Raw genomic sequence first — 14,937 nt, 5'->3', positions numbered from 1 at the left:
GTCTGCTCATCGTGCCGCGCGGGTCAGCTCTCGCCGCCGGCGTTGCCGCTGGTGCCGGCGTTCACGTTGTACAGGTCGTACTTCGCGATCGCCTGGCCCACGACGGAGCGGTCGATGCGGCCCTGGTCGGCCAGCGCCTGGAGGGCGCGGACCACCATGGACGGTCCGTCGATCTTGAAGAAGCGGCGGGCCGCGGCGCGCGTGTCGGCGAACCCGAAGCCGTCGGCGCCGAGCGTGTAGTACGCACCGGGGACCCACTGGCGGATCTGGTCCTGGACCGCGTGCATGTAGTCGCTCGTCGCGATGAACGGGCCCTGGGCGTCCTTCAGCTTCTCGGTGAGGTAGGCCGTCTGCGGCGCCTCATCCGGGTGCAGGAAGTTGTGCTCGTCGGCGGCGAGGCCGTCGCGGCGCAGCTCGGTCCACGAGGTGACCGACCAGACGTCGGCGGACACGCCCCAGTCGGCGAGCAGCAGCTCCTGAGCCTCGATCGCCCACGGCACGCCCACGCCGGACGCGAGCAGCTGCACGCGCTGACCCTCGCCGGATCCGACCGAGATGCGGTGCAGACCCTTGCGGATCCCCTCGGCGTCCACGTCGGCGGGCTCGGCCGGCATCCGCATCGGCTCGTTGTACACCGTGAGGTAGTACATGACGTCCGGGTTCGGGTGGGTGCCGCCGTACATCTGCTCGATGCCGGCCTGCACGATGTGCGAGACCTCGTAGCCGTACGCCGCGTCGTAGACGAGCGTGGCCGGGTTGGTCGAGGCGAGCAGCGGCGAGTGCCCGTCCGCGTGCTGGGTGCCCTCGCCGGTCAGCGTGGTGCGTCCCGCGGTCGCGCCGATGATGAAGCCGCGGCCCATCTGATCGCCGGCGGCCCAGAACGCGTCGCCGGTGCGCTGGTAGCCGAACATCGAGTAGAAGATGTAGATCGGGATGAGCGGCTCGCCGTGCGTGGAGTACGCGGTCGACGTCGCGGTGAATGCGGCGACCGCACCCGCCTCGTTGATGCCGACGTGCATGATCTGGCCCTGCGGGCTCTCCTTGTACGCGAGCAGCAGCTCCCGGTCGACCGAGGTGTAGTTCTGGCCGTTGGGGTTGTAGATCTTCGCGGTCGGGAAGTACGCGTCCATGCCGAACGTGCGCGCCTCGTCCGGGATGATCGGGACGATCCGCTCGCCGAAGCCCTTGACCCGCATGAGGTCCTTGACCATGCGGACGAAGGCCATGGTCGTGGCGACCTCCTGGTTGCCGGAGCCCTTCTTCGGCAGCGCGTAGTCCTTCTCCTGGGGGAGTTCGAGCCCCACGTGGGTGGTGCGGCGCTCGGGCAGGAACCCGCCCAGGTCGTGACGGCGGTCCAGCATGTACTGGATCGTCTCGTCATTCTGTCCCGGGTGGTAGTACGGGGGACGGTACGGGTCGGCCTCGAGCTGCGCGTCCGTGATCGGGATGTGCATCGTGTCGCGGAACAGCTTGAGGTCGTCCAGCGTCATCTTCTTCATCTGGTGGGTCGCGTTGCGGCCCTCGAAATGCGGACCCAGGCCGTAGCCCTTGACGGTCTTGGCGAGGATGACGGTCGGCTGGCCCTTGTGCTCCATGGCCGCCTTGTAGGCCGCATACACCTTGCGGTAGTCGTGGCCGCCGCGGCGCAGGTGCCAGATGTCCTCGTCGGAGTAGTCCTTGACCAGGGCGAGCGCGCGCTCGTCGCGGCCGAAGAAGTTCTCGCGCACGTAGGCGCCGCTCTCCGCCTTGAAGGTCTGGAAGTCGCCGTCCGGCGTGACGTTCATGAGGTTCAGCAGGGCGCCGTCGGTGTCGCGGGCGAGCAGGTCGTCCCACTCCCGGCCCCAGACGACCTTGATGACGTTCCAGCCCGCGCCGCGGAAGAAGCTCTCCAGCTCCTGGACGATCTTGCCGTTGCCGCGCACGGGGCCGTCGAGACGCTGCAGGTTGCAGTTGATCACGAAGGTGAGGTTGTCCAGACCTTCGTTCGCCGCGACCTGGAGCTGACCGCGCGACTCGACCTCGTCCATCTCGCCGTCACCGAGGAACGCCCACACATGCGAGTCGTTCTGCTTGATGCCGCGGTTGGCGAGGTACTTGTTCGTCATCGCCTGGTAGATCGCGTTGATCGGTCCCAGACCCATCGACACGGTCGGGAACTGCCAGAACTCCGGCATCATCCGCGGATGCGGGTAGGAGGGCAGGCCGTTCGGCGCGCCGGACTTCTCCTGGCGGAACGCGTCGAGCTGCTGCTCGGTGATGCGGCCCTCGAGGAAGCCTCGGGCGTACGCGCCGGGGGAGGCATGGCCCTGGTAGAAGATCTGATCCCCGCCGGACGGGTGGTCCTGACCGCGGAAGAAGTGGTTGAAGCCGACCTCGTACAGCGATGCCGCCGAGGCGTAGGTCGAGATGTGCCCGCCGACGCCGATGCCAGGACGCTGGGCGCGATGCACCGTGATGGCGGCGTTCCAGCGGATCCAGTGCCGGTAGCGGCGCTCGAGCTCCTCGTCGCCCGGGAAGGCGGGTTCGTTCTCGGGGGCGATGGTGTTGATGTAGTCCGTAGTCGGAACCATCGGAACGCCCAGGTGCAGATCCTTCGAGCGCTTGAGCAGGCTCAGCATGATCTCGCGGCCGCGACCGTGGCCCTTCGCGTCGACGAGCTCGTCGAGCGATTGCTGCCATTCGCTGGTCTCTTCGGGATCGCTGTCGAGCGGGCCCTGGGAGTACGGATCCTGGTCGTGAACAGTCACAGGAGGCCTTTCGTCTGTCTGGCAGGTCGTGCCAACGAAATCGGGATGCTGCGCCGGGGAGGCTTGTCGACTCCGCACAAAGGCGCGCGAGAGTCAGCCTAGCCCGGTTCGCATGCTCGGGGTGCACAACGTCGGGCGGGATGAGGGGTGCGCCCAGAGAGACTCGAACTCCCGACCACATCGGTGTAAACGACGTGCTCTACCAACTGAGCTATAGGCGCGTGCCCTCCAGCCTAGCGGGGTCGGTGTGCCAGGGTGGGGCCATGAACCTTCCGCACGACGATGTCGATCCCGACGGCCTGCTGGAGTACTCGGTGGTCTTCACGGACCGCTCCCTGAACCACATGTCCGCACGGTTCATCGCGGTCATGCAGAGCATCCAGTCCGATCTGCGCGCCGCCTACGGTGCGACGACGACCGCGATCGTGCCAGGTGGCGGCACCTACGCGATGGAGGCCGTGGCCCGCCAGCTCGCCACCGGGCGACGATGCCTCATCGTCCGCAACGGACTGTTCTCCTACCGCTGGTCGCAGATCCTCGACGCCGGCGGCATCGCCCAGAACACGGTGGTGTGCACGGCCCGCGCCGCGTCGGACGAGGCGCAGTCCGCCTGGGCGCCGGCGCCGATCGACGAGGTCGTCGCCGCGATCCGCGCGCAGCGCAGCGAGGTCGTCTTCGCGCCGCACGTGGAGACCGCGGCGGGCATCCTGCTTCCGGACGACTATGTGCGCGCGCTCGCCGACGCGGTGCACGAGGTCGGCGGACTGCTCGTGCTGGACTCGATCGCGTCCGGCGCGCTCTGGGTCGACATGGAGGCGCTCGGCGTGGACGTGCTGCTGAGCGCGCCGCAGAAGGGCTGGAGCGGATCCCCGGGGGCCGGCTACGTCATGCTGCGCGACGCGGGTCGCGAGGCGGTGACCTCGCGGACCTCGTCGAGCTTCGCGATCGATCTCGCCCGGTGGCTGTGGATCTCGGAGGAGTACGTCGCCGGGCGCGCGCCGTACCACGCCACGATGCCGACCGATACGCTCGCGCGCAACGCCGTGGCCATGACGGAGACGCGCGAGCGCGGTTTCGACGCGCTGCGCAGCGCCCAGTGGGATCTCGGCACGCGTGCGCGCGCCCTGCTGGCAGAGCGCGGCCTGCCCTCGGTCGCCGCGGAGGGCTTCGCCTCGCCGAGCGTCGCGGTCGTGCACACCACGGATCCGGGGCTCCGGACGGGCGCGCTGTTCCGCGAGCAGGGACTCCAGATCGCCGCCGGCGTGCCGCTGCACTGCGGCGAGCCCGAGTCGTTCTCGACCTTCCGGATCGGACTGTTCGGCCTGGACAAGCTCGCCGACGTGGACGGCACGGTCGACCGACTGTCGGCTGCCCTGGACCGGATCGGACTCTGAGTCCGACCCGGTCCGGTCACGCGGCGCTCAGCGCGAGCGCCGCTCCGGCGCTGCCGCGACGCTCTCGGGCCGCAGGTCGAGCCGGCGCAGCAGCTGCGCGTTGAGCGCGACGACCACCGTGGACACCGACATCAGGATCGCGCCGACCGACATCGGCAGCAGGAAGCCGATCGGGGCGAGCACACCCGCGGCGAGCGGCACCGCGGCCAGGTTGTAGCCGGCGGCCCACCACAGGTTCTGCCGCATCTTGCGGTACGCGGCCCGTGACAGCTCGATCGTGGCGACGACGGAGCGCGGATCCGAGCTGGCCAACACCACCCCGGCGGATCCGATCGCGACGTCGGTTCCTGCCCCGATCGCGATGCCCACGTCGGCCCGTGCGAGCGCCGGCGCATCGTTCACGCCGTCCCCCACCATGGCGACCGTCCGCCCCTCCGACTGCAGCTCGGCGACGCGCGCCGACTTGTCCTCGGGGCGGACGCCCGCGAAGAATCGCTCGATGCCGAGCTCCGCGGCCACGGAGGCGGCCACCGCCTCGGCGTCCCCGGTGATCATGACCACGTCGACGCCGCGCTGCTGCAGCGCGCGCACCGCGGCGCGGGACTCCTCCCTGATCGCGTCGGCGAGCCGGAGCGCGCCTGCCACGCGCCCGTCCACGATCACGTGCAGGATGATGGCGCCCTCGGCGCGCCATCCGGCGGCCTCGGGCAACTCCGCGACGCCCGCCTGCCGGAGCAGTGCAGGGCCGCCGACCTCGACGGTCCGACCGTCGACGATCGCGCGCACCCCGAGCGCGGGCTCGGAGCGGAACTCCGACACCGCGCCACGGGCGATGCCGCGACGCTCGGCGGCGGTGCGGATCGCGGCCGCGAGCGGGTGCTCGGAGTCGGACTCCGCCGAGGCGGCCAGGCCGAGCGTCTCATCCTCGGTGAATCCCTCGGCCACGGCGATGCCGGTCACCGCGGGTGCACCCTCGGTCAGGGTTCCGGTCTTGTCGAACAGCACGGCGTCGACCTGGCGCATCCGCTCCAGGGCCATCCGGTCCTTCACGAGGATCCCGCCGCGCGCCGCGCGCTCGGTCGCGATCGACACCACGAGCGGGATCGCGAGGCCCAGGGCGTGCGGGCAGGCGATCACGAGGACGGTGATGACCCGCACGACCGCCGCATCGGGCAGCCCGATGGCAGTCCACACCACCGCGGTCAGGATGCCGGCGACGAGGGCGAACCAGAACAGCCAGCCCGCCGCGCGGTCCGCGAGGCGCTGCGCGCGGGAGGACGAGGACTGCGCCTCGGCGACCAGCCGCCCGATCCCTGCGAGGGCCGTGTCGTCTCCGACCGCGGTCACCCTGGCTCGCAGTGCCGAGTCCGTCGCGATCGTGCCCGCGACGACCGGGTCGCCGGTCGTGCGAGGCACCGCGCGGGACTCGCCGGTGATCATCGACTCGTCCACGTTCGCGGATCCGTCCACGACCATCGCGTCGGCGGGCACCCGGCCTCCGGGGCGGATCAGCACCACGTCGCCGACGCGGAGCTCTGCCGGCGCGACGAGTTCGACGTCGTCGCCGTCCACGCGCTCGGCCTGATCGGGCAGCAGCGCGGCGAGCGAATCGAGGGCGGAGGTCGTCTGCGCGAGCGAGCGCATCTCGATCCAGTGCCCGAGCAGCATGATCACGATGAGGAGGGCGAGCTCCCACCAGAAGTCGAGTTCGTGGTCGAGGATCCCCAGCGTCGCGCCCCATGAGGCGAGGAAGGCCACGGTGATCGCGAGAGCGATGAGCAGCATCATCCCGGGGCGACGCCCGCGGATCTCGGAGATCGCACCGGTGAGGAACGGCTGGCCGCCCCAGACGTACAGCACCGTGCCGATCACCGGCGGGACCGCCTGCAGCGCGAACACGTCGGGCACGTGGTACCCGACGAGCATCGCGAACATGGGGGAGAAGACGACGACGGGCACCGCCAGTACGAGCATGATCCAGAACAGGCGACGGAAGCGGGCGACGTGGTCGCCGTGGCCGGCATGGCCCGCGTGGTCGGAATGGCCGGAATGGCCCTCGTGATCGGGCGATCCCGCGCGACCGGAGTGGTCGACGTGATCCGCGTGCGCGTCGTGCATCTGCGCGTGATCTGTCGCGGCGTGCATCTCGTGTGCCGGTCCGTGATCGGGCATCGCGATGCCGTCCGCGGGGTGGCCGCCGTGCTGCGTTCGTTCGTCCATGATGTCCTCAATCTTATACCCCCTAGGGGTATTCCGGAAGAGGAGGCTGCACCACCGAATAGGCTGGAGATGATGAATGAGGCACCGACGTCCGAGCGCGGCGCGCAGCGGTGCCCGTGCGGCAGCGGCGACGTCTTCGACATCTGCTGCGGGCCGGTCCTCGACGGCCGGCCGGCGCCCACCGCAGAGCGTCTCATGCGCTCCCGGTACACCGCGTTCGCGGTCGGTGACGCGGCGTACCTGCTCCGCTCGTGGCATCCGTCCACGCGCCCGGCGCGCCTCGACATCGACCCCGAGGTGCGCTGGCTGCGCCTCGACATCCTCGCGAAGGCCGGAGGAGGGCCGTTCGATGCGGACGGCGTCGTGGAGTTCGAGGCGATCCACCGCGATCCGAGCGGACGCGGAGTGCTGCACGAGCGCAGCCGTTTCGTGCGCGAGCACGGGCACTGGTACTACGTGGACGGCGACCTGTTCTGACACGGCTCGCGCGCACGGCGGCACGCTCGTCTGGCGTAGGTTTAGGGGCGTGAAAGCCAACCCCGCGCACCAGATCGTGCTCCTCGACATCGCCGACATCGACCGCCGCATCGTGCAGGCCGACTACGCGCGCACGCATCCTGTCCAGGGGGAGCGGATCAACGAGCTCGCCGCTCAGCGGCAGGGCCAGTTGCGCGAGCTGACCGGATTGTCCGGCCGGCGCGACGACGTGCAGGCGGAGCTCAAGCGCCTGGAATCCGACGTCGCCCTCGCCGCGCAGCGCCGCGACAGGGATGCCGCGCGACTCGCCGCCACGCAGAACCCCAAGGACGCCGTCGCGCTCGAGCAGGAGATCGCGAGCCTCGGACGACGGATCAGCGATCTCGAGGACGCCGAGCTCGAGCTCATGGGCCGCCTCGAAGACGCCGAAGCCGCCGTCTCCGCACAGCAGGCGCTCATCGACGAGACCGTGGCCGAGGGCACGAGGCTGACCGCGGAGGCCAAGGCTCTCATCGCCGCGGCGACGACCGAGGGCGAGCAGCTCGCCCGCGACCGGGTCGCGCTCGTCGACTCCGTCTCCCCGTCGCTCATGGCCGAGTATCAGCGCCGCGTAGGCCGCACCGCGGGCGCGGCACTGCTGCGCCGCGCCACCTGCGAAGGGTGCCGCATGGTGCTCTCCGGGATCGATCTGAACGTCATCCGCCAGGCTGCGGACGACGACGTGGTGTCCTGCCCGGAGTGCGGCTGCATCCTGATCCGCACCGAGGAGTCGGGGCTGAAGAGCTCCGCGCCGGCGGACTGAGCCGGAAGCGCCGCGCTCTCAGAACTCCTCGTGGGTGGCGGGATCCCCGCCCCAGAGGCGCCCGTCCGGCGCGCTGAGCGCCGTGATCGCGGTGATCTCATCCGCGCTGAGCCGCACCTGGGCGGCCGCGAGGTTCAGGGCCTGGTGCTCGGCGGACGCGGCCTTCGGGATCGCCACCACGCCGCGGCCCGCGTGCCAGGCCAGCACGGCCTGAGCCGGCGTGATGCCGTGCGCCGCGGCGACACGGGTGATCGTGGGATCGTCGAGCACGTCGCCGGCCTTGCCGAGAGGGCTCCACGCCTCGGTGACGATGCCCTGGGCGCGGTGGTAGGCCAGAGCCTCCTCCTGAGGGAAGCGCGGGTGCAGCTCGATCTGGTTGACGACGGGCCGCACGCCCGTCGCGTCCTCGATGCGCTCCAGGTGCTCTGGCAGGAAGTTCGACACGCCGATCTCGCGCACGAGCCCGCGCTCGCGCGCCTCGATGAGCGCCTGCCAGGCCTCGACGTAGGAATCCACGCGCGGCAGCGGCCAGTGGATGAGGAACAGATCGACCGCGTCGATGCCGAGACGGAACCGGCTCTCCTCGATGGCGACGAGCGCCTTCTCCCGCGCGTGATGGCGCCCGGCCAGCTTCGAGGTGACGATGAGCTCGGCACGGTCGACAGCAGCCCCGGAGATTCCCCAGCCGACGGCGCCCTCGTTCTCGTAGTTGAAGGCGGAATCGATGAGCCGGTATCCGCTCTCGATGCCGCTGCGGACCGCGTCCGCGCCGGCCTCGCCGCGGAAGCCGTAAGTGCCGAGCCCCTGCGCGGGCAGGGCGAAGCCGTTGTGGGCGATGAAGGGGGACGCATCGGACATGGGAAACTCCTCTCCGGTGACTCCACGCTAACCGTCCCGGGCGCGGAGTGCGCGACGGGCGATACACGCCGACACACCCGCGGATCCGCTTCGACCCGACGCGGATGCCGTGCCGGGACGCGATGAGGGCGTAGATTCGAAGACATGATCGAATCGGCCGCTCCGCACGAGATCGTGCTGGGGCGGTCGGGCCGGCCGGACGCGTGGTTCCTGGTGCTGTTCGACGACCGGGGGGCGGAACAGGCCCGGCGCGAGGTCGCCGCGTCGGAGCTGGCCGTCGAGGTCGCCCGCCTCGAGGGGGCTGCCAGCCCGCGCTGGGTGGTCCGCCATCTCCGCGAGGTGTATCCGCCACTGCTCGCCGCGGGGATCAGACTCCGCCGCGCCCACGACCTGCTGCTCTGCCACGCGATCCTTCGCGACACCACGAGCCTCGCGGACCCGATTCCGCCCTCCTCTCGGTGGATCAGAGCGGATCCGCTGGCGACGACCATCGAGACGCCGGCATTGTTCGACCTGCACGAGGTCTCGCTGCAGGGCTCCGGCGACCCGTATGCGGAGATCGACGAGCTCCTCGCCGAATACGCCCGTCAGCGCGGAGCCTTGAAGCGGGCACCGGACGGCCGCCTCGCGCTGCTGTGCGCGGCGGAGTCGACCGGGGCGCTCATCGCGGAGGAGATGACGGCCGCGGGCCTGCCGTGGAGCACCGCGGTGCACGAGCGGCTGCTCGTCGAAGCGCTCGGTCCGCGGCCTGCGTCCGGCGCGCGGCCGATCCGGATGGCCGAGCTCGCCGTCGCGATCGGCGCGTCCCTCGAGGACGCCACGGTCAACCCGGACAGCCCACCGCGACTGCTGAAGTCGCTGCGCCGGGCCGGGATCCTGGTCGACTCCACATCGCGCTGGGAGCTCGGCGAGATCGAGCATCCCGTCGTCGAGCCGCTTCTCGCGTACAAGAAGCTGGCCCGGTTGTACACCGCCAACGGCTGGTCCTGGCTTGCCGAGTGGGTGCGCGAGGAGCGCTTCCGGCCGATCTACCTCACCGGTGGTGTGGTCACCGGCCGCTGGGCGTCGAACGGCGGGGGAGCGCTGCAGATCCCGCGGAGCCTGCGCCCTGCGGTGCGAGCCGATGAGGGGTGGACGCTCGTCTGCGCGGATGTCGCGCAGCTGGAGCCTCGCGTGCTCGCGGCGATGTCGAAGGATCGGGCGATGGCTGCGGCCGCGCGAGGTGCCGACCTCTACGAGGGCGTCGTGCGCTCAGGCGCGGTGCAGACCCGGCAGGAAGCGAAATATGCGGTCCTGGGCGCGATGTACGGCGCCACGACCGGTCCCAGCGGTCAGCTCGGCCCGCGGCTGCGGAGCGTCTTCCCGCGGGCGATGGCGCTCGTGGACGCTGCGGCCAAGACAGGGGAGGACGGCGGTGTGGTCTCGACGCTCCTCGGCCGGAGCTCGCCCCGACCGGACGCGATGTGGGCGGCTGCGCAGGCGCGCGCGAGCGATCCGGACGCGGACGGCGCCGACGAGCGCGTGGCGCGGAGCAGGGCCAGGGACCGCGGCCGGTTCACGCGCAACTTCGTGGTGCAGGGCACGGCGGCCGAGTGGTCGCTGCTGTGGCTGGCCGAGATCCGGCATCGTCTGTCGGCCCTCGTCGACGCGCGCGACCCGGCGCCGCGCTCCGGGCCGGTGTTCGCGCGGCGCGCGCACCTGGCGTTCTTCCTGCACGACGAGGTGATCGTGCACGCGCCCGTCGAGCAGGCCGACGAGGCGGCGCGCGTGGTGCAGGACGCGGCCGACGCGGCGACGCGTCGGCTGTTCCCCGGGTTCGACATCGACATCCCCCTCGACCTGCGGATCGCCGAGGATGCGGGCAAGGCCTCGTAGACTGGAGGCGAACGGGTCGGCTGGACGGTCGCGTGGCGGGAGACCGCACCGAGGAACGTCCGGGCTCCACAGGGCAGGGCGGTGGGTAACACCCACCCGGAGCAATCCGCGAGACAGTGCCACAGAGAGAAGACCGCCCCGCAAGGGGTAAGGGTGAAAGGGTGGTGTAAGAGACCACCGGGGGCCGTGGCGACACGGCCCGCCAGGTAAACCTCGCCCGGAGCAAGGCCAGACAGGGGATGTTGACGCGGCTCGCCGAGTCCCCGGGTAGGCCGCTGGAGCGGCGCGGCAACGCGTCGCCGAGAGAGATGACCGTCGAAGGGACACCCCGAGAGGGGCCCCGGCACAGAACCCGGCGTACAGGCCGGCCCGTTCACAAACTTCCGGCTGATCAGGTATTTCCTGGTCAGCCGGCCGTGTTGGTCCGCAGAGAGTCCGCAGATTCCGCACGATTCAGCAGAACCGAGTCCACCGCTTCTCGAGTGCGGTCGTCCGAGTCCGCCCACAGGTGACTGTACGTGTCGAGCGTTTCGGATGCGCTGGCATGCCCGAGACGCTCCTGCGCAGCGGGTCACGCTGAGGCGGTCGTTCCTTTCGGAGAGACGAGCAGGTGAGGAACCTCCACTCGGTCTGAGTCGCCGGTGGCTGTGCCTTTCGGCGTGCTTAGGGATTGCCCCTAGATTCGCTCACGCCCCTTCAGGTTCCTCATAAGATGACCGCTATGACACCTCCTGACCGCACTCGGCCAAACCGACCGCCGCGGGTGACGACTGCGGTTGTCTTCGCTGTCCTCGCTACCGTGTTCGGCCCGGTCGCCACGGGCATTGCGTATGTTGTGGGAGGCATCAATAGCCTGAACTCCAATGCCACAATGGCGAGTTTGAGCGCGTCCATACAGATTCTGGGCGCGGTGATCTGCGCCGCCTATAGCATCGCGCTCGGCGTCGTCGTGATCCTGACAGGGCGGGGAAGCGCCGGCGGTCGAATCTGGGCGACGATCCTGCTGGCGGTCCTTCTGCTCCTCGCGGTGTGGGGGGTGTCCGTAAACGTCACCTACGTGGAGACCTTGTCCGTCGTGGAAGGTGTCTTTTATGTCGTGCCCCCGGTCCTCACCGTCATCTGCAGCGTCACGGCGTTGATCTTGCTGTGGGGGAGCGCGTCGGTGAAGCCCTACTTCGCGCGGATGCCATCGATCCGGGAGGAGTAGCGCCCCGCGCCGTACCGCGGCACGACCATAACGACCGCCCCGCTTCTCTCCGGAGAGAAGCGGGGCGGTTTCGTCGTTGACTATGCGTCTTCTCAGACGGTTGCGGTGCCCGTGAAGTTGACGGTGCCGGCGCCGAAGAAGACGAGGCCGGTGGCAAGTCCGTGAAGGTCCCAGACGAGAGTCATCGGGCACTGGATCGACAGGCCGACGCCGCCGGTCCTTTCGGAGTGATCGACAGCCTTGGCGCGGGCCCGCACGAGGGCGTGACCACCAGGCGCCACCGCCCGACCGAGAACCGCGACGCAAGCCGCCCCCGTCTCTTCGGGGGCGGGGGTGGCTCGTGGTTGAATCCCACGAGCGGTATTCGGCCCGCGATTGGTTCGATGGGGGACTTGTGAAAAGTGAAGGATCGGAAACTACTAGGGCGAACTGGGCGACTGGCATAGCCATCGTTTCGGTGATTATTGCCCTCATCTCGCTCGCTATCTCGATAGCGCAAACGTCTTTGTCGGGCCAGGCATACGCACATGAGCGCGATCTGACCCTGCGAGCGTCCGTGAGTAGAGCGCTCGGCGAAGGCGAGGCGTCGTTCCGACTCGCTCAACGGCTCCTATCCGCCTCGATATGGGGTGGGGAGCGCTGGGCCGTGTGGTCTTTTGGCAGCCCTGTTGAGGACAAGCTCGGTGGCAAGACGCTTTACCTCCGATAAGCCCCTGCCGTGGCGGCGGGCGTGGGGCGGTGTCTTGTACCGGACACCTACTGAGGCCGCCAGGCGGGCGGGTCCAACCGGAGAGCGCGCGCCTTGTACTCAATACACCGGATTGTTCGCGAGCATCTGCTGGCACCGGCTTGCAGCACGTCCTGCCGAACGACCTGAGTCCGTTGTCCTCTCGATCCCGGCGTACAGGCCGGCCCGTTCCCCTCACGAAGAAGGCCCGGATCCGCGGTTGCGTGGATCCGGGCCTTTCTCGATGTGGGCGCCCGTCGAGGGCGCAGACGTCAGTCGCCCGCGAGCGAGGCGGCGCCGATGATGCCGGACGAGTTGCGGTGGATCGCCGCGACGATCGGGGTCTTCAGGTCGAGCAGGGGAATGAACTTCTCCGGGTGCTTGGAGACGCCTCCGCCGACCACGAACAGATCCGGGCTGAACAGGAACTCCACGTGCGAGAAGAAGTCCTGCAGTCGTGCGGACCAGGCCTCCCAGCTCAGTTCGTCGCGCTCCATGGCGGAGTAGGCGGCCCACTTCTCGATCGACTCGCCGCGGAAGTTCAGGTGGCCGAGCTCGGTGTTCGGCACGAGCACGCCGTCATAGATGAAGGCGGAGCCGATCCCGGTGCCCAGCGTTGCGAGGATCGTGAGGCCGCGGGCGTCGCGCGCCGCGCCGTGGCGGCTCTCCGCGACTCCGGCCGCATCCGCGTCGTTCACGAAGTGGATCTGGCGGCCCAGGCCCTCCTCGAAGAACTGCTCGGCCTCGAAGCCGATCCATTCCTTCGAGATGTTCGCGGCCGACAGCGTCTTGCCGTACTTGACGATCGCGGGGAAGGCCACGCCCAGGGGCAGAGTCGAGTCCTCGACGCCCAGCGTCGTGAGCACCTCCTTGACGGCCGCGAGCACATCGGCGGGGGCCGCGCCCTTCGGTGTGGGGACCCGGATGCGGTCCGATTCGAGGGTTCCGTGCTCGAGGTCGACGATGCCGGCCTTGATGCCGGTTCCGCCGATGTCCACGCCGATCGCTTTTGCCATGCGCAACAGCCTAGCGAGACGCGGGCGCGCCAGTAGGATCGTGACAAAGGCCTAGGAGGAGGAGCGATGTCCGGCGAGAACAAGTACTGGTTCAACAGCAGCACCGGCGAGGTCGAGTACGGTCTGGAATCGCCGTCGATCGACCGGATCGGTCCGTTCGACACCGCCGAGGAAGCCGCTCGCGCCCCCGAGGTGCTCCAGGAGCGCTCCAAGGCCTGGGCCGACGACGACGCGGCCGAGGACAACTGGGGCCCGGACGGCGCTCGATGAGCGGGATGGACAAGCAGCGGGACTTCGTGCTGCGCACTATCGAGGAGCGCGGCGTCAAGTTCATCCGGCTCTGGTTCACCGATGTGATCGGCACCCTGAAGTCGGTCGCGATCGCGCCGGCCGAGGTCGAGGGGGCGTTCGCCGAGGGCATCGGGTTCGACGGCTCCGCGATCGAGGGGCTCACGCGCACCTTCGAGTCGGACCTGCTGGCGCAGCCGGATCCGACGACCTTCCAGATCCTCCCGTGGCGCGGCGAGATCGACCCGACCGCGCGGATGTTCTGCGACCTGACCACCCCGGACGGGCGCCCTGCCGTCGCAGACCCGCGTCACGTGCTCAAGCGCACCCTGGCCAAGGCGGCCGATGCGGGCTTCACGTTCTACACGCACCCCGAGATCGAGTTCTACCTGCTGAAGTCGTCGCAGTTCGGCCCGGAGGGTCCCGTCCCGGCGGACTCCGCGGGCTACTTCGACAACGTGCCCGGCGGCACCGCGCACGACTTCCGGCGCAGCGCGGTGCGGATGCTGGAGGACCTCGGCATCTCGGTGGAGTTCAGTCACCATGAGGGCGGCCCCGGCCAGAACGAGATCGACCTGCGTTATGCGGATGCGCTCACCACCGCCGACAACATCATGACCTTCCGCACCGTGGTCAAGGAGGTGGCGATCGAGCAGGGCGTCTACGCGACCTTCATGCCGAAGCCGCTCAACAACCACCCCGGCAGTGGCATGCACACGCACCTGTCCCTGTTCGAGGGCGACCTGAACGCGTTCTACGAGGAGGGCGCGCGGTACCAGCTCTCCCGCACGGGACGCCAATTCATCGCGGGGCTCCTGCGCCATGCCAACGAGATCGCGGCGGTGACGAACCAGTTCGTGAACTCGTACAAGCGTCTCTGGGGCGGCGACGAGGCGCCGAGCTTCGTGACCTGGGGCCACGCCAACCGCTCCGCGCTCATCCGTGTGCCGATGTACAAGCCGAACAAGGGCCAGTCCACGCGGATCGAGTACCGCGCGCTGGATTCCGCCGCGAACCCCTACCTCGCGTACGCGCTGATGCTCGCCGCGGGACTCAAGGGCATCGAGGAGGGCTACGAGCTGCCGCCGGAGGCCGAGGACAACGTGTGGTCGCTGAGCGACGCCGAGCGCCGCGCCCTGGGCTACGCGCCGCTGCCCGCCAGCCTCGATCACGCGCTCGAGCTCATGGAGGAATCGGAGCTCGTGGCGGAGACCCTCGGCGAGCAGGTGTTCACGTACGTGCTGCTGAACAAGCGCAAGGAGTGGGAGGCGTACCGCGGTCAGGTCACGCCGTTCGAGCTCAAGAGCAACCTCGAACTGCTCTGAT

At 69.6% G+C, this 14,937-nt stretch carries 11 protein-coding genes, 1 tRNA gene and 1 other RNA gene; 8 read left to right on the top strand and 5 right to left on the bottom strand.

The features are described 5' to 3' along the window. Positions 1-23: 23 nt before the first annotated feature. Positions 24-2,747: a pyruvate dehydrogenase (acetyl-transferring), homodimeric type gene (aceE, locus tag ACFC1J_RS03520; protein ID WP_375902491.1), complete on the bottom strand. Its 2,724-nt coding sequence runs from the start codon at positions 2,745-2,747 to the stop codon at positions 24-26. A 148-nt stretch (positions 2,748-2,895) separates the two neighbouring features. Next, positions 2,896-2,968: transfer RNA gene (locus tag ACFC1J_RS03515), tRNA-Val, on the bottom strand. Positions 2,969-3,010: 42 nt separating this feature from the next. Between ACFC1J_RS03515 and ACFC1J_RS03510 the strand changes: the two genes are divergently transcribed. After that, a complete protein-coding gene (locus ACFC1J_RS03510; protein WP_375902489.1) occupies positions 3,011-4,141 on the top strand; it encodes an aminotransferase class V-fold PLP-dependent enzyme in 1,131 nt (376 codons plus the stop codon). A gap of 27 nt (positions 4,142-4,168) precedes the next feature. Here ACFC1J_RS03510 and ACFC1J_RS03505 read toward each other — a convergent pair whose 3' ends face one another. Continuing rightward, entirely contained in the window at positions 4,169-6,361 is a 2,193-nt protein-coding gene (locus tag ACFC1J_RS03505) for a heavy metal translocating P-type ATPase (protein WP_375902487.1), read from the bottom strand. A gap of 72 nt (positions 6,362-6,433) precedes the next feature. On the opposite strand from ACFC1J_RS03505, the gene ACFC1J_RS03500 reads away from it, so the two are divergent. Beyond that, a complete protein-coding gene (locus tag ACFC1J_RS03500) occupies positions 6,434-6,838 on the top strand; it encodes a YchJ family protein (protein ID WP_375902485.1) in 405 nt (134 codons plus the stop codon). A 49-nt stretch (positions 6,839-6,887) separates the two neighbouring features. Then, the gene (locus tag ACFC1J_RS03495) at positions 6,888-7,640 is read left to right on the top strand and encodes a zinc ribbon domain-containing protein (RefSeq protein WP_375902484.1); all 753 of its coding nucleotides are present in this window, start codon (positions 6,888-6,890) and stop codon (positions 7,638-7,640) included. A gap of 18 nt (positions 7,641-7,658) precedes the next feature. Here the strand turns inward: ACFC1J_RS03495 and ACFC1J_RS03490 are convergent, their stop codons facing one another. Next, on the bottom strand, positions 7,659-8,498 hold the full coding sequence (locus ACFC1J_RS03490) for an aldo/keto reductase (protein WP_375902482.1): 840 nt from the start codon (positions 8,496-8,498) through the stop codon (positions 7,659-7,661). 144 nt (positions 8,499-8,642) lie between these two features. Between ACFC1J_RS03490 and ACFC1J_RS03485 the strand changes: the two genes are divergently transcribed. From ACFC1J_RS03485 to ACFC1J_RS03475, 3 genes are all read left to right on the top strand, one after another. Further along, positions 8,643-10,373 carry a bifunctional 3'-5' exonuclease/DNA polymerase gene (locus ACFC1J_RS03485; RefSeq protein ID WP_375902480.1) on the top strand — a complete coding sequence of 577 codons (1,731 nt, stop codon included), beginning with the start codon at positions 8,643-8,645 and terminating at the stop codon, positions 10,371-10,373. Between the two features lie 12 nt (positions 10,374-10,385). Beyond that, positions 10,386-10,749: RNase P RNA component class A (rnpB, locus tag ACFC1J_RS03480), an RNA gene on the top strand. Positions 10,750-11,094: 345 nt separating this feature from the next. After that, positions 11,095-11,580 carry a hypothetical protein gene (locus ACFC1J_RS03475; protein ID WP_375902478.1) on the top strand — a complete coding sequence of 162 codons (486 nt, stop codon included), beginning with the start codon at positions 11,095-11,097 and terminating at the stop codon, positions 11,578-11,580. 999 nt (positions 11,581-12,579) lie between these two features. Here the strand turns inward: ACFC1J_RS03475 and ppgK are convergent. Next, complete coding sequence (gene ppgK / locus ACFC1J_RS03470; RefSeq protein ID WP_375902476.1) at positions 12,580-13,323, bottom strand: polyphosphate--glucose phosphotransferase; 744 nt, start codon at positions 13,321-13,323, stop codon at positions 12,580-12,582. A gap of 66 nt (positions 13,324-13,389) precedes the next feature. Between ppgK and ACFC1J_RS03465 the strand changes: the two genes are divergently transcribed. Together ACFC1J_RS03465 and ACFC1J_RS03460 are read left to right on the top strand one after the other, a co-directional pair. Further along, entirely contained in the window at positions 13,390-13,593 is a 204-nt protein-coding gene (locus ACFC1J_RS03465; protein ID WP_375902474.1) for an SPOR domain-containing protein, read from the top strand. A gap of 5 nt (positions 13,594-13,598) precedes the next feature. After that, the gene (locus tag ACFC1J_RS03460) at positions 13,599-14,936 is read left to right on the top strand and encodes a glutamine synthetase family protein (protein WP_375902472.1); all 1,338 of its coding nucleotides are present in this window, start codon (positions 13,599-13,601) and stop codon (positions 14,934-14,936) included. Position 14,937 lies beyond the last annotated feature (1 nt).

The sequence above is a fragment of the Microbacterium sp. NPDC056052 genome (assembly GCF_042266785.1).
GTDB lineage: Bacteria > Actinomycetota > Actinomycetes > Actinomycetales > Microbacteriaceae > Microbacterium.
The sequence above is the reverse complement of the archived record's forward strand: the minus strand, read 5'-3'. Positions and strand labels throughout refer to the sequence as shown.

What these genes read in the sequence shown, in the direction of transcription:
- ACFC1J_RS03510 (WP_375902489.1), top strand. Translation starts at nt 3,011, where the DNA reads ATGAACCTTCCGCACGACGATGTCGATCCCGACGGCCTGCTGGAGTAC.
- ACFC1J_RS03505 (WP_375902487.1), bottom strand. Translation starts at nt 6,361, where the DNA reads ATGGACGAACGAACGCAGCACGGCGGCCACCCCGCGGACGGCATCGCG.
- ACFC1J_RS03500 (WP_375902485.1), top strand. Translation starts at nt 6,434, where the DNA reads ATGAATGAGGCACCGACGTCCGAGCGCGGCGCGCAGCGGTGCCCGTGC.
- ACFC1J_RS03490 (WP_375902482.1), bottom strand. Translation starts at nt 8,498, where the DNA reads ATGTCCGATGCGTCCCCCTTCATCGCCCACAACGGCTTCGCCCTGCCC.
- ACFC1J_RS03485 (WP_375902480.1), top strand. Translation starts at nt 8,643, where the DNA reads ATGATCGAATCGGCCGCTCCGCACGAGATCGTGCTGGGGCGGTCGGGC.
- ACFC1J_RS03475 (WP_375902478.1), top strand. Translation starts at nt 11,095, where the DNA reads ATGACACCTCCTGACCGCACTCGGCCAAACCGACCGCCGCGGGTGACG.
- ppgK (WP_375902476.1), bottom strand. Translation starts at nt 13,323, where the DNA reads ATGGCAAAAGCGATCGGCGTGGACATCGGCGGAACCGGCATCAAGGCC.
- ACFC1J_RS03465 (WP_375902474.1), top strand. Translation starts at nt 13,390, where the DNA reads ATGTCCGGCGAGAACAAGTACTGGTTCAACAGCAGCACCGGCGAGGTC.
- ACFC1J_RS03460 (WP_375902472.1), top strand. Translation starts at nt 13,599, where the DNA reads ATGGACAAGCAGCGGGACTTCGTGCTGCGCACTATCGAGGAGCGCGGC.